This window comes from Pontibacter oryzae (genome assembly GCF_003576375.1).
GTDB lineage: Bacteria > Bacteroidota > Bacteroidia > Cytophagales > Hymenobacteraceae > Pontibacter > Pontibacter oryzae.
Genome location: NZ_QWGE01000001.1, coordinates 1,101,864 through 1,116,422 on the forward strand (window position 1 = coordinate 1,101,864; position 14,559 = coordinate 1,116,422).

13 protein-coding genes are annotated in these 14,559 nt (G+C 48.2%); 7 read left to right on the forward strand and 6 right to left on the reverse strand.

Annotated features, from left to right (window positions below; genetic code table 11):
- Nucleotides 1-64: 64 nt before the first annotated feature.
- Nucleotides 65-2,263, reverse strand: a complete 2,199-nt coding sequence (locus D1627_RS04570) for a protein-disulfide reductase DsbD family protein (RefSeq protein ID WP_233555510.1) — start codon at nt 2,261-2,263, stop codon at nt 65-67.
- Nucleotides 2,264-3,307: 1,044 nt separating this feature from the next.
- Here D1627_RS04570 and D1627_RS04580 point away from each other — a divergent pair.
- Together D1627_RS04580 and D1627_RS04585 are read left to right on the forward strand one after the other, a co-directional pair.
- Nucleotides 3,308-4,621 (forward strand): hemolysin family protein, encoded by a 1,314-nt coding sequence (locus D1627_RS04580; protein ID WP_119430990.1) that lies wholly within the window; start codon nt 3,308-3,310, stop codon nt 4,619-4,621.
- 3 nt (nt 4,622-4,624) lie between these two features.
- Nucleotides 4,625-5,080, forward strand: coding sequence for a hemerythrin domain-containing protein (locus tag D1627_RS04585; RefSeq protein WP_119430991.1), 456 nt, complete (start codon nt 4,625-4,627; stop codon nt 5,078-5,080).
- A gap of 21 nt (nt 5,081-5,101) precedes the next feature.
- Here the strand turns inward: D1627_RS04585 and D1627_RS04590 are convergent, their stop codons facing one another.
- Together D1627_RS04590 and D1627_RS04595 are read right to left on the reverse strand one after the other, a co-directional pair.
- The gene (locus tag D1627_RS04590; protein ID WP_119430992.1) at nt 5,102-5,617 is read right to left on the reverse strand and encodes a gamma carbonic anhydrase family protein; all 516 of its coding nucleotides are present in this window, start codon (nt 5,615-5,617) and stop codon (nt 5,102-5,104) included.
- Nucleotides 5,618-5,740: 123 nt separating this feature from the next.
- On the reverse strand, nt 5,741-6,721 hold the full coding sequence (locus D1627_RS04595) for a radical SAM protein (RefSeq protein ID WP_119430993.1): 981 nt from the start codon (nt 6,719-6,721) through the stop codon (nt 5,741-5,743).
- Nucleotides 6,722-7,326: 605 nt separating this feature from the next.
- Between D1627_RS04595 and D1627_RS04600 the strand changes: the two genes are divergently transcribed.
- Complete coding sequence (locus D1627_RS04600; protein ID WP_119430994.1) at nt 7,327-7,935, forward strand: porin family protein; 609 nt, start codon at nt 7,327-7,329, stop codon at nt 7,933-7,935.
- 77 nt (nt 7,936-8,012) lie between these two features.
- On the opposite strand, the gene D1627_RS04605 is transcribed toward D1627_RS04600, so the two are convergent.
- A complete protein-coding gene (locus tag D1627_RS04605; protein ID WP_119430995.1) occupies nt 8,013-9,539 on the reverse strand; it encodes an AbgT family transporter in 1,527 nt (508 codons plus the stop codon).
- Nucleotides 9,540-9,744: 205 nt separating this feature from the next.
- Here D1627_RS04605 and D1627_RS04610 point away from each other — a divergent pair, with 205 nt between their 5' ends.
- Nucleotides 9,745-10,650 carry a S66 peptidase family protein gene (locus D1627_RS04610; protein ID WP_119430996.1) on the forward strand — a complete coding sequence of 302 codons (906 nt, stop codon included), beginning with the start codon at nt 9,745-9,747 and terminating at the stop codon, nt 10,648-10,650.
- Between the two features lie 43 nt (nt 10,651-10,693).
- Nucleotides 10,694-11,191 carry a hypothetical protein gene (locus D1627_RS04615; RefSeq protein WP_119430997.1) on the forward strand — a complete coding sequence of 166 codons (498 nt, stop codon included), beginning with the start codon at nt 10,694-10,696 and terminating at the stop codon, nt 11,189-11,191.
- A 148-nt stretch (nt 11,192-11,339) separates the two neighbouring features.
- Here the strand turns inward: D1627_RS04615 and D1627_RS04620 are convergent, their stop codons facing one another.
- The gene (locus D1627_RS04620) at nt 11,340-12,047 is read right to left on the reverse strand and encodes an endonuclease III domain-containing protein (RefSeq protein WP_119430998.1); all 708 of its coding nucleotides are present in this window, start codon (nt 12,045-12,047) and stop codon (nt 11,340-11,342) included.
- 203 nt (nt 12,048-12,250) lie between these two features.
- On the opposite strand from D1627_RS04620, the gene D1627_RS04625 reads away from it, so the two are divergent.
- Nucleotides 12,251-12,943, forward strand: a complete 693-nt coding sequence (locus D1627_RS04625) for an MBL fold metallo-hydrolase (protein WP_119430999.1) — start codon at nt 12,251-12,253, stop codon at nt 12,941-12,943.
- 107 nt (nt 12,944-13,050) lie between these two features.
- A complete protein-coding gene (locus tag D1627_RS04630; protein WP_119431000.1) occupies nt 13,051-13,701 on the forward strand; it encodes a DUF2238 domain-containing protein in 651 nt (216 codons plus the stop codon).
- A gap of 81 nt (nt 13,702-13,782) precedes the next feature.
- On the opposite strand, the gene D1627_RS04635 is transcribed toward D1627_RS04630, so the two are convergent.
- A complete protein-coding gene (locus tag D1627_RS04635; RefSeq protein WP_119431125.1) occupies nt 13,783-14,469 on the reverse strand; it encodes an OmpA family protein in 687 nt (228 codons plus the stop codon).
- Nucleotides 14,470-14,559 lie beyond the last annotated feature (90 nt).

Genomic DNA, 14,559 nt, shown 5'->3' on the forward strand with positions numbered 1-14,559 from the left:
TTAAAGTATAAATCCCTGCTGCGGCACTTGCCGCAGCAGGGATTTATACTTTAAGGGCTACACTTTACCGCTGCGCCACCTGCTGTTTTGCCTTGTAGGCAGCCACGCCTGCATCCAGGAACTTCACGAAGTTGTCTACATTTAAGTCGTAGGCGATTGGCTTAACCAGCACGTTCTCGTTTTCATCCATCAGCACATAGTATGGCTGGGCGTTTACATTGAACTTCGTGATCTGGTAATCGGCATACTTCTTACCAAGCGTTGCTTTTAACTTGCCGTCGTAGGCGCTGGTGTACTGCTCGCTTTCAGCCAGTTCGGTTTTATCGTCTACATAGAGTGCGGCAATCACATAATCTTGTCGCAGGCGCTGCAGCACAGCCGGGTCAGACCATACGTTAGCTTCCATCTCCCGGCAGTTAACGCAGCCATGTCCTGTAAAGTCTATAAAGATCGGCTTACCTTGCTCGGCAGCACATTTCTTTGCCTGCTCCAGGTCAAAGTACCCCTGCAGTCCGTGTGGCAGGTCCAGGAAATCATCATACTTTGGCGTTTCGCATAGTTGGTTGGCTGGTACTGCGCCACTTACGGCCATGCGGTTCAGGTCAAAATCCTGGGTGGTTTGCGGGGGCAGGTATCCGGAAAGAGCCTTTAGTGGAGCACCAAACATACCTGGCACCAGGTAAATCACGAAGCCAAATGTAAGTATGGCAAAGAACAGACGCGGTACGCTAATATACTTCAGGTCGGAGTCGTGCGAGAACTTGAGCTTGCCCAGCAGGTAAAAGCCCATCAACGTAAAGATCACAATCCAGAGCGCTAAGTATACTTCGCGGTCCAGCAGGCCCCAGTGGTATACCTGGTCAGCCACGCTCAAAAACTTAAGCGCCAAAGCCAACTCTATAAAGCCCAGCACTACCTTAACTGAGTTCAGCCAGCCACCGGATTTAGGCAAGCCGCTCAGCCAGGACGGGAACACGGCGAACAGTGTGAATGGCAGGGCAAAGGCCAGCGAAAAGCCAAACATACCTACAATCGGGCGCACGGTTTCGCCGCCGGCAGAGGCAACAAGTATACTTCCTACAATTGGGCCGGTGCATGAGAAAGATACCAGCACAAGCGTGAAGGCCATAAAAAACACCCCGATCCAGCCACCTTTGTCAGCCTGGGAATCGACTTTGGTGAGCCAGGAACTTGGCAGCGTAATCTCAAACATCCCGAAGAAGGACATGGCAAACACCACAAAAATCAGGAAGAACAATAGGTTCGGCAACCAGTGCGTGCTGATGAAGTTGGCACCGTCGGCACCGAAAAGTTTCGCTACAATGGTACCGATTATAGTATAGATCGCGATAATAGACAGGCCGTAAATAAAGGCCTTAAATATGCCCTGCGCCCTGCTGCCACCGCTGTTGGTGAAGAAGCTTACCGTCATGGGCACCATCGGGAACACGCAGGGCGTAAGCAGGGCAACCAATCCTGAGCCAAAGGCTACCAGCATAAAAGCCCACAAGCCTCCACCACCTGCCGTTGCCTCATCGTTAGCCGCAGGTATGGCTGCTACCGCTGCTGAGGTTGTATCCTCGGCCTCAACGCTGGTCGCTGTAACAGCAGTAGTAGTAGCAATAGTATCTTCTGCGGCTATTGCCGCATTCTCAGCTACATCCTGGGTGGCATCGGGCGGGGCTGCTTGTTCGTTCTCCTGCTGCAGTTCCTTTTGGATTTCCTTCTGAGGTGCTGTTACGGGTGCAGCGGCGCCGGTAATTGTCAGTTGCCTATTTGTAAAAGTGAATTCATCGTCGAACGGAATACAGCGGCCATCCACATCGGTACATACCTGGTATTCATAGGTGCCTTTTACCAAGAGCTCCGGCTTTAGCACACGTATTTTTTGCCTGAACTGAGCCGTACCAACAAAGTATGTATACTCCCCTTCCCAGAGGTCATCATACTTTTTCTTAGGCTTCACGGGCACTATTTTACCAACCAACTCATAGGATGGGTTCTTCTGAAACTTAAACTCTGTCACCATCGGCCCTAGGTCAGGATCAAAGTCAGAGGAGTAGAGGTACCAGTTCTTATCGATCTTTACGTTAAAGACCAGATCAATCTCCTCGCCTACGGCTACTTGCTTTTTCGAATACTCATGGCTCCAGGTGGCAGGTTTAAGCACCTGTGCCTGGCCTACCAAGGTAATCATAAAAAGCAGCCCAATGGCCAGCAAGTGTTTCAGGGCATTATTCATCATGCTATATACTTCTATCATGTGGCAAGTCTCAGCTGCGCACTTTTATTAAATTCTCTATTAAGCTACAACGATGCAAAAGTATACAATTTTAGTTTGCGGGAGTATTTGTAGCATATAATGCTTGCTATACAGCACGCTACGCACTATTAATGTAGCGGCAATCATGCTAAATAACCGCTATTAAAAAAATTCTCTCTTGGCTGTTTCTCTCAACCCTATTAATTTCTAGTACAACATCAGCTTCTCGTTTTCATTATAATTACGTTTATAAGGGCCAAGGCAGCGTTATGGCAAAAATTAACATTGAAATTCAGTGCAATAAATAATAAGCATTTTAATAAAAATATATAAAATGAGGTATATAGTTATATATTTTAAACTTTTATTTATACATTTGCAACTGTAGTTCACTGGCAATAATTAGCCTTTACTTACGTTTAGCTACCTTTTACAAGATAAAGCAGGCAACATTACTCCTTAAGGAATTACCAATAGTTCGCGCTTGTATTAATAGAGGTAACCGTATGATAAAAAAGTCTTTTGATATGGAAAACAACTTACATAGGCAGCAGGAGCAGGCAGCGCGATTACAGACGGAATGCGGCAGAACGTTTAGTAACGTCTTTAGGGCTATCAAACTCGTACGCGACGAAAAACACAATTTTCACATTATTTACAAAACATACCAGAATGAATTTATTTATACTTTTTGTGACCCTTTTCAGGAGTCTGATGTCAATCTGTACCAAGTAATATCAGAGCAGGAGGCTAGAAATATATTTCTCCCAAGGCTTTCTACAGAAAATGCACTAGAGCTGTTCAGCGGTTCTGCACAACCTATATCGCGTATATAAATAAGTATTTAAGATCTATACACAACTTTGAAAAGGTGCTATCAAGCACCTTTTTGCTTTTTATCGGTAAATTAAATCGGCTATTGTAGTGTAACAGGCGTATTTATTCAGAAAATATAGTGGCTGTAACATATATTCGTATGAAACGAGTAGCTATTTTTTTTAATTTTACGGCTATGCCGGCACAATATGGCATGAAAAGCAAACTATGGTCTTAGACATCTTATTAACGATATTTCTTGTTCTCCTTAACGGTTTCTTTGTGGCAGCAGAGTTTGCCATCGTAAAGGTGCGCTCTTCGCAAATCGAGCTGCGTGCGCAGGCCGGCAACGCCATGGCAAAATTGGCCCAGCACATGCTTACCCACCTCGATGCCTATTTATCAGCTACACAGCTAGGTATAACCCTGGCCTCGCTAGGCTTAGGTTGGATTGGCGAGAGCGTAGTTTCCCAAATTGTGATCAACATCATGGAGGCCTTTGGCTTTAGAGGAGGCGATGCGCTGGCACATACCATAGCCTTGCCTATATCTTTTGCCATTATTACAGTGCTGCACATTGTTTTTGGCGAGCTAGCCCCTAAATCGCTGGCAATACAGCGCTCAGAATCTACAACACTGGCTGTTGCTTACCCGCTGCGGTTCTTTTATATCCTGTTTAGCCCATTTATCTGGCTACTGAACGGGTTGGCAAACCTAGTGCTGCGCGGCTTTGGAATACAGGCTATGCATGGTTCTGAGGTGCATACAGCCGAGGAACTGCGCTTGCTATTTGAACAAAGCGCTGAGGGCGGGGCCATACAGGACTCGCATCACGAACTGATCGAGAATGTGTTTCAGTTTAACGAGCGCATGGTGAAGCAGATTTTGGTACCGCGCACCAAGATGGTCGCCATTGATGTAAGCATACCGGAGCAAGAACTGATGGAGCTTATCTTCAGCGAAGGTTACTCGCGCCTACCCGTGTACAATGGCAACATCGACAATATTGTGGGTATATTGTATGTAAAGGATATCCTAAGCATCATCCGCCTAGGCCAGCCCATCGTGATTGAGGAACTGATGCGCCCTGCATACTTTGTACCTGAAACTAAAAAGATTAACCGCTTGCTTAAGCAGTTCCAGCGCCGCCACCTGCACATGGCCATTGCTACCGATGAGTTTGGCGGCGTATCGGGTATCGTTACCATTGAGGATATTATTGAAGAACTGGTTGGCGAGATACAGGATGAGTATGATGAGGAAGCACCATTGGTTGAGCGTGTAAATGACTTCGAGTATAAAGTAAACGGCTCTGCCGCCGTATCCGATGCTAATGATTACCTGCCTTATCCATTGCCGCAAGGCGAGGACTATGAAACCGTAGGCGGCTTGATGAACGTGATTTATGGCCAGATTCCGGAAAACCTTAACGAAACCGCTTCCTTTAATGAATATGATGTGCGCGTGCTAGAGAAATCCGATCGCCGGGTAGAGTGGGTACTGCTAACCGTGCGTGAGGAAGCACGCAAAGCGATTTCTTAAAGTGTGAAGCGCCACCCGAGCCTTATACCTATTTCGAGGCAGCACCATGGCGGGCTATTAACAGCCCGCTTGCTGCAGCACGGGGCACCTCCTTACAAAGGCATGCCTACCACTCCGGAGGCTAAGCGGGGCTATGTTATTGATTACCTAAACCAACACTTGCTGCCGCACTTCAAACTTGAGGAAGAAACTGTTTTTATACTTGCTGCCGACTTTTCGGAAGGCCTGAAACAACAGGTGGATGCATTTGTAGCGGCACATCAGCAGCTGCAACAGCTTATACTGGCATTGCCTGGTTTTGCGCCAGAACTCCTTCCCGATAAATTAGATGAGATTGGTAAATTGCTGGAGCAGCACATCCGGCAGGAAGAGCGCGTTTTCTTTGAGCAAGTGCAAAAAGACCTCCCTCCGGATCAGCTACAGTTCTTAGAACACTTGGTGCTAAAGCATCTCGCTTAGCTTATTTTACTTCCCCAGCGTTTACCTTCCGCTGAACCAGCCGCTGTACATCACATAGTTATTAGCTGTTTTGGCAAGGCCTTCTACCTGTTCCGAGCTAAGTTGCTTTACTTTTTTGGCAGGTATGCCCGCATAAATCCACCCCGATTCGCACACAGTGTTTTCAAGCACAATGGCTCCGGCTGCCACAATGCAGTTTTGCTGCACCACGGCATTATCCATAACAATAGCGCCCATGCCTACCAAGGAGTTATCGTGCACGGTACAGCCATGCACAATGGCATTGTGCCCCACCGATACATTATTGCCAATAGTTGTAGCAGCGCGCTCGTAGGTGCAGTGGATAACGGCGCCATCCTGTATGTTTGTTCTGTCACCGATGCGGATGCTGTTCACATCGCCCCTTATTACGGCGTTAAACCATACGGAGCACTCATTGCCCATCACTACATCACCCACGATAGTAGCATTTTCAGCTATCCAGCAGCCCTCGCCCATTTGTGGCCTTACGTCTTTCACCGGAAGTATAACTGGCATAGTATTATGAGTTAAAAAATTACGAGTTATGAATTAGGCAAAGGTATGAAGTTATCAGTTACCACACGCCTTAACTCCCACAGGATTTACTTTGTTTGTGCCTAACAATTTAACAATCAACAATTAAGCAATTAACCTCTTCCAGGTGCCTTTCAGGTAATTATACTTTAAGGTACTGGGCAGGGCTTTCCAGAAGTACTTGTTCAGCTCCACGGCAAAGCTAGGCTGCATGTAGCAGTTTATGGTGCAGCCTTGGCAGGCCGGCAGTCGTCCCTCCTGCTGCTTCAGCGCCTGTACTTCCTGGCTGCTGTACAGGTCGTACAGTTTTCCATCGATTGGGAAGGTTTTGGTGCCTAAATGGTAGCAGGGCAGTACTAACTCGTTTTCAGGTGAAATAACCAGCGTGGTGCTGGCCGCTTTGCAAACTGGTTTAGCAATATGGTTGCCACCATCCAGGCGCAGTTGCACAAACCCCTCGTTCAAGTATACTTGCTTGCGCTTGCCAAAGTCGCTGAGGTACTTGAGTTCGGCGGGGCTTAGCTGCTCGCCGGTGGCAACGGTGTTATACTCAAAGGCTGGGTTGATGATCAGGACCAGGTTATTCGGAAGTATGACTTTCTGGTAAACCTCCTCCAACTGGTGCAGGTTGTGCTTAAAAACCGTGAAAAGTATATCCGGGCGCTCCCCAAGCTGCTTCGCCACCTCAATCGACTCCATCACAAAGTCATAGCACGCCACGCCCCGGCCGGTGTCGTGCTCCTGTTTATCCGCTGAGTCCAGGGAGAAGTGCAGCATATCCACTTTGCCTTTCAGCCGCCCGGCCAGCTTGGGATAAAGCATGGCGTTTGTAGTTACCGTTGTGATAAAGCCCATTTGCTGCGCCATCTCCAGCATTTGGTCCAGTTGCCGGTGCAGCAGGGGCTCGCCGCCGGTAAAGTCTATCACCTGCACGCCCAGCCGTTTAAGGTCCCGAAGGTTCTGAGCCACATCGTCTAACGTAATATATGGCGAAGGGCGCTCCCAAATATCACAAAACGAGCACTTTGCGTTACAGCGGTAGGTAACGTAGTAATTACAAAGCACAGGTTTAGATCTTAGGCGCATAGGCAACAAGTATACTCAAAAGTAAAGATTAGCAACGGAGAAATAAAACATAACTAACAAACACAGCCCTTATATCTACAACCAAATAACTTTTCGCAGGCTAAAACTATAATTTTTAAAAGATTACTTACCCTAATCATCTCATTACGAACAGTTATCTAAGCTTACGTTTTATACTTATAGATGTGCAGGCCAACTAGTCTCAGTACATTCTCTAGCTTAGTACAAAAACCATCGTCCTGAAACAGGCAAAAGCAGGTATCTACGTGCGGCTGGTTAAACTATTGACGCTGTTTTAAAGGCTTTTAAGCGGGTAATTTTACCTGTTTGTCTAAACAATCGCAGTGGTCATAAAATATTATCCTCTGTTGGTATAACATTGTATTTTATTAGAATATTAGTTTATACTTTTGCATCACTACACGCTAAGGGTCCATTTGTTTAAGGTGAGATGTAAATAACTCGGATCCGAAATCCACTACTACCTATTATAGATACTGACAGAAGCCGCATTCCGTGAATGCGGCTTCCGCTTTTATATACACTATTGCGTATGTATAGAGCGTTAAAAATGCACCTACTTAACATACTTAATACTTGCAGCTATGAAACATTTGTTTTTAACCCCGATACTAGCCCTGGCACTTGGGTTTGCGGCACAAGCCCAAACGTTTGTGGCCGGCGTTAAGGGCGGCCTTGGCTCATCCCATATAAAACTGCGCGACCTTAAAAATGACCCACTGCAATATGCCGAAGCAGAAAATGTAACCGGCTACCACCTTGGTGCTTTTGCCCGCCTGCAGGTGCTTGGTGTACTTTTGCAACCCGAGTTCATACTTTCGTCTACCGGCGGAAAAGTAGAGGTTACAGATAATGCCAACAGCACGAATGTGCATATTGAAAAGTTCCGGTTTAACCGCCTGGATGTGCCGTTGCTGCTAGGCTATAACTTCCTGAAAGTGGCGCGGGTGCAGGCAGGACCGATGGCTTCCACGCTTATTTCTGCCAAGCAGGATGGCCAAAACATAAAAGATCACTTTGCCAGCTCTGACTGGGGCTATCAGGCCGGTCTCGGAGTAGATATCTGGAACCTGACTCTGGACATACGTTACGAGCACATCAACCGCAAGTATACCGACACTGCACAGCAAAGCGGCGGCAAGGTAAAGAATGAGCAGCTATTGGTTAGCCTGGGCTTTAAACTGATCAAGTAGGCTTACTGCCAAAAAACAAAGCGGCCGCTGGAGATAACACCAGCGGCCGCTTTGCTTTATACTTTCTGAGCGTTCTGTTACGGCATGTACATCTGAGCTCCCGGTCCAATAGGCAGACCAAGCAGAATCCATATAACAAGCAGCACAACCCACCCGATAAAGAACATAACCGTGTAGGGCAGCATCGTAGAGATTACCGTTCCGATACCTGCTTTCTTATCATAACGCTGGATAAAGGCCACGATCAAGGCAAAGTATGACATCATAGGCGAGATGATGTTGGTCACGCTGTCGCCGATGCGATAAGCCACCTGCGTGAACTCCGGCGTATAGCCCAACAGCATAAACATCGGGATGAAAACCGGCGCCATAATGGCCCACTTGGCCGAGGCCGAGCCCATCACCAGGTTTATCAGCGCGGCCACAATGATAAAGGTCACCATCAGCGGAATATCGCTCAGGCCTAAGGTTTTGAGCACATCGGCCCCGTTAATGGCAAGTATAAGCCCCAGGTTGGTCCAGTTGAAGTACGCCACGAACTGCGCCGCGAAAAACACAAGCACGATGTATGAGCCCAGCGTTTCCATGGATTTGGCCATGCCGCGCATCACGTCGCTATCGTTTTTGATGGTGCGTGCGCCAATGCCGTAGGCAATACCGGCAATACCCGCCAGCAGGAAAATAAAGGCCACAATGCCCGACATAAACGGTGAGTGCAGGATCTCGTTGGTTTCCGGGTCGCGGAGGTAGCCATACTCCGGAATCAGTCCGCCAAGTATAAAGGCTACCATCAAAAGTATGGCAATGGTGGCATACAACAAGCCACGTTTTTCCTGTGCGTTCAGGCGGTCTATACTTTGCGGTTTCTCCTCGCCCTCATACTCGCCCAGCCTCGGTATCACCACTTTCTCAGTCACCCAGGTGCCCAGGCCCGCAATCAGAAACGTAGAAACAAACATAAAATAGTAGTTGGCCGCCGGGTTCACAGCGTAATTTGGATCGATGATCTTGGCTGCCTCTGTAGATAAACCAGCCAAAAGCGGATCTACGGTACCCAGCAGCAGGTTTGCGCTATAGCCTCCCGACACGCCGGCAAAAGCCGCTGCCAGACCAGCCAGCGGGTGGCGCCCAGCCGCCAGAAAGATAACCGCAGCCAAAGGCACCAGCAGCACATAGCCCACCTCAGAGGCTGTGTTAGAGATAACCCCCGCAAACACGATCACGAAGGTAAGCAGGCGCTTCGGCGACGATAGCACTACCAGGCGCAGCACTGCCCCGATCAGGCCCGTGCCCTCCGCAATACCAATACCCAGCAAGGAAACCAGCACGGTGCCCAAAGGCGCAAAACCGGTAAAGTTGGTTACCATGCGCGTCAGGATCATGTGCAGCCCCTCGGTGGAGAGCAGGTTAAAAGGGGTTACGGTTTCGCCGGTGCCGGGGTGGGTTACTGCCATATCAAACTGACTGGCTATCCACGAGAGCAGCACAACCAGCAGCGCGAAGCCCGCAAAAAGTGTGGCAGGATGCGGTAGCGCGTTCCCGATGCGCTCCACCACCGACAGGAACCTGTCCACGCCGGATTTCTTTTTCTGTAATTGGGTCATAAAATGGGTTAGTTGATTAGCTGTGCACAGCCTGTGGCTGCAGGGGTTTATTCATTTGCCACACACATTTTATACTTGCATGCCTGTGTAAAGCGCCTGTTCAAAACCGTGTCCGAATTTGGCTAAAAAACAGCGTGTTCGCAAATATTGCTGAAAAGCCATACCTTAGCATTAGCACAAAAACTAGCATTAGTAAGTATAACCTATGATTCCTGCACTTCGCCCCGGCGATAAAATCGCCATAATTGCCACCGCCCGTAAGATCAGTTTGCCAGAAATAGAGATGGCCATCGGTATTTTCAGGAATTGGGGCTTACAAGTGGAAGTAGGCCAAACCATAGGCGCTAGTTACAATTACTTCGCCGGCAACGATGCCCTGCGCCTGCAAGATTTACAAAACGCCCTGGACGATGAAAGTATAAGAGCCATTATCTGCGCCCGCGGCGGGTATGGCACCACCCGCATCATCGATCAGGTTGATTTCAGCAAATTTCACAAGCACCCCAAATGGCTGGTCGGTTTTAGTGACGTAACCGCACTGCACAGCCATATCCATACTTTGGGCCTGGAGAGCGTGCACGCCATTATGCCTTTGCTATTCCCGAAGCCAGGCGCTGAGCCTTCCATTGAATCGCTTCGGAAGGTTTTGTTTGGCGAGGAACTGCAGTATACGGCTGCACCACATGCCTTTAACCGCACAGGAACCGCCACAGGCCAGTTGGTAGGCGGCAACCTCTCCATGCTGCACACCCTCACTGGCACCCGCTCCGACATCAGCACCGATGGCAAACTACTCTTTTTAGAAGACCTCTGCGAATACCTTTACCACTTGGACCGCATGATGGTGCACCTCGACCGCAGCGGCAAGCTGGCCAACCTGGCCGGCCTCATCATCGGCGACATGAGCGACATGAACGAGACTCCGGTTCCTTTTGTAAAATCGGCTTACGAGATCATTCTGGAGCACACCGGCAAGTATAACTACCCTGTCTGCTACGGTTTCCCGGTTGGCCATGAGCCCCTGAACCTGGCGCTGGTGTGTGGGCGCGAAGCTTTATTGGAGGTAAGTGAGGCTGGCACGCTGCTGCGTTATAGTGGGGCTACTTTGTAACCCGATTCTCCCAAAAATCATTTCCCCGCTAAAATACTGATATATGGAAGGCTATAGAAAACTTGACAGCGCAACGGAAGACCTCTTTGAGCATGTGCTTACAAGCGTGGCCGGGGAATTTTTAATGGAGAGAAAAGAGATAGCATTTGGCATAAGCCTGTTGTCTTCATTTAGTTCGTTAGGGGATTACGAGAGGCTGTACATCCATAAAGTAACGGAATTCAAGTCTGCTTCTAACTCCTTTATCATACTGTTACTGGAGAAGCACTTAACGCTAGTAAAGCAGCTGCCCAGTGGGCATAGGTACAGTGAGGAGGTTGAGGAAATTGAACCGCTGCTTTTCTTCACCCTCCCCCATGACATCGGCAGGGTTGTTATCAGAAAAGAAACGCTCGGCGATAAAATAGCAGATATCTTTAACCGCGAAGACATCGATTTTAAAGAATACCCCACATTCAGCAGGAAGTATTTTGTAACAGGCAACAAACCCGACCTGATTAAGTCATACTTCCCGAAGAAGCTGATTCATGTTTTGGAGTAGACGCAGAATATGTTTGTGGAGATAAACGGCAGGCTAGGCTATGTGAGGACAGAGCAAACCTTAACAAAAGATCTGCTGTTGCACTTGATTGCATTTGGCAGCAACATATCGTAGCGCAACGGTTTATCGCCTATTAACCAACCAATATCTAAGCCGCCCTATCAATTCCTTTCTGCCGCACATCCTGGTAATAGTTACAAAGGCCGTTTAAAACGCATTCATCGCACTTGGGGCTGTAGAACGTGCAAACGCGTTGCCCGTGCCAGAACAGGTGCTTATGAAAGTTAAAAAGCTCTAGGGCATCCGGGGGCAGCATGTCTAGAAGTATGGCGTGGGCCTTGGCAGCCGTTACCTTCGCACCGATCAGGCCCACCCGCTGGCTCACCCGGAACACATGCGTATCAACGGGCAAAACCGGCTTCTTAAAATTAAAAAGCAGCAGCAGTGTGGCTGTCTTCAGTCCTACGCCGGGTAGGCGCGTCAGCCAATCCATGGCTTCTTCAATAGAGAGGTCAGCCAGAAAATCGATGTTTATCTCGCCACGCGCAGCCTTTATCATCCGCAGGGTTTGCTGTATCTGCGGTGCCTTTTGCTCGGGGTAGCGCGTGGTCTTTATTGCCTGGGCAAGCTCGCACTCATCGGCCAGCATCACGCCTTCCCAATCCCCGAAGCGCTCCAACATGGTATTATAGGCCGTTGTCTCGTCGGCGTGGTTGGTTCGGTGCGAGAGCATCGTGGAAATCAGCTCATGCATAGGGCTACGGCGGCTGCCGAGTGTCAGTCTCTTGTAAGCCTGGTTCAGTAGCTCATGCGTTAGCTGCGTTTTCTCGGAAGCGGATAATTTTTGCGTATCCATGTCACTGTTTTTTTGGGCTTAGTTATTACGGTGATTACGCTAAACTGTTAATTACGACAGAAATCCTTATATTAGAAAAACTATATGTTAATGGCCTATATATTTATACATATAGTAAATTAGGTATAACTTAACAGACAACTATTTTATCGCGCTAACGCTATACTTTGTGGTTGTTGGTTTTAACTGCAGCAAGAACGCATATGGAAATCAAGTTTTTAGGTACTGGCGGGGCTTTCGATACAGATTACCTTAACTCTGCGGCTCTCTTGAATTTTAGAGGGACACACTTGCTGCTGGATTGCGGCTTTACAGTATTTCCAACACTTGTCAAGAAAAGCCTTGTACAGCGGGTTACCCATGTGCTGCTAACCCACCTGCACAACGACCATTCCGGCAGCCTGGCTAACCTGTTACTCTATAAAAGCATTGTTGAGAAAGCTCCGAAACTGGTTATACTATACCCCTCTGAGCAGTTTAAGCAGCAGCTGTGCCGCTTTCTGGAGATACAACTGAAAGAACCGGATGCTTACGCTGAGTTTGTACCACTAGAGCATTTTGAAGGCATCACTTGCATCGACACCTATGGCCAGCACTCGGAAGGCTACCAGAGCTTTGCTTATATTTTTGATGAGGATAATACGCGCATTGCCTATTCCGGCGATCTGGCCCGGCCCTCAGCGCTCTTTGATAAACTTCAGAAGATGCCCGATAAACCTACCTGCGTTTTCCACGACATCACATTTAACCCTGAAAACAAAGGCCATACATACTACAAGCAGTTGCTACCGTACATGAATGGAATCAACCTTTTCGGTTACCACTGCGACCCCACCCAAAACCCGCCAGACAACCCGATACGGCTTGTCTTTTACCAGCACGAGTTTATGGCCTAGCTATTTGTTGTGCCTTAGCCTGGTGCCTGCCCTGGGTAGCAAGCAAAAAAGTATAAAACTTTCGGCAGCTCGAAGAGGTTAGCTGTTTATATCAGCACTATATATTTATGCTTCAGCACACCACCAGGCATACAACACCTGCCAAGCAAACGCCATACTTGCAACAGCCTTTACACTTGCTGTACAGTCTTGTATTTACATTATTCTGGGTATATACTGGCCTCACTACCCCGGATCTCAAAAACTGGCTCTTAGAGAACACCCTCACACTGTCGCTGATTATTTTCTTGGTAGCCTTTTACAACATCTTTCGCTTCTCAGATACAAGCTACACCTTGGTGTTCCTGTTTCTACTGCTGCATGTATATGGCAGCCAGTACCAATATGCCGATAACCCACTGGGGGAATGGTTGAAAGAGCAGTATGCCCTTAAGCGTAATCATTATGACCGCTTGGTACATTTCGGGTTTGGCCTGCTACTGGCTTACCCCATGCATGAGGTATTGGCCCATGGTTTTAAAGTGAAGCCTTTTCTTAGCTATTTGCTGCCAGTAGAGTTCATACTTTCGCTCAGCGCGCTGTATGAGTTGGTAGAGTGGATAGTGGCAGACTGGGTGTACGGCGGTGGGCAGCAAGGCATGGACTATCTGGGCATGCAAGGCGATATGTGGGATGCCCAGAAAGACATAGCACTAGCTACGTGTGGCGCCATACTTGCCATGATTGCTACGTTTATACAAAGGGCCAATACTCGCTAAAAAGTACGGGCAAAAAAAACCAGCCGCACCCCCGTGCGGCTGGTAAAATCACCAATTATCCAATCAATCTACTACTTAATCTTATAATTCACCGCGCTCAGCGGCTTTCTTCATTTTTTCGTTCGCATAGATCGCAATTTCTACACGGCGGTTCTGGCGACGGCCATCAGCAGTGCTGTTGTCGGCAATCGGCTGGTCATCGGCATAGCCCATGGTTGTCATGCGGCCACGGTCAACACCCATAGAAGCCAGATAATCTGCCACGGACTGGGCACGGCGCTCAGAAAGCGGTTGGTTAATGCTACGGTTACCCGTGTTATCAGTATGCCCCTCGATCAGGATGTTTGTATCTGGGTACTTCTTCAGCGTTTGAGCAAGTTGCGAAATTTCAGTTTTGGCATTTGCCTGCAGTTCTGCCGAGTTAACCGCGTAAAGTATACCAGAATCAAATGTGATCTTGATACCCTCACCAACGCGCTCTACATTGGCCCCTTCTAGGTCGCGGCGAAGCTCTTCTGCCTGCTTATCCATGCGGCGGCCAATTACGGCACCTGCTGTGCCACCAACTGCTGCGCCAATAATAGCACCTGCTGCAGTGTTACCGGCAATCTTACCTACCACACCACCTACTACTGCACCAGACCCGGCGCCTATAATACCTCCTTTGGTAGTTTTGCTCATGCCGCCACCACCGCCGCTATTCGCGCACGATGAAAGTAAAACAGCTATAATAGCCAACACGGATAAGTTTATTCTTAATTTTTTCATGTTTTTCATGGTTAAATCTGTCTTTCTGAATCCGTAGATTCTGAACCTTGTACTTTATATATTCTATTAATGTTATATTAAATTATTAGC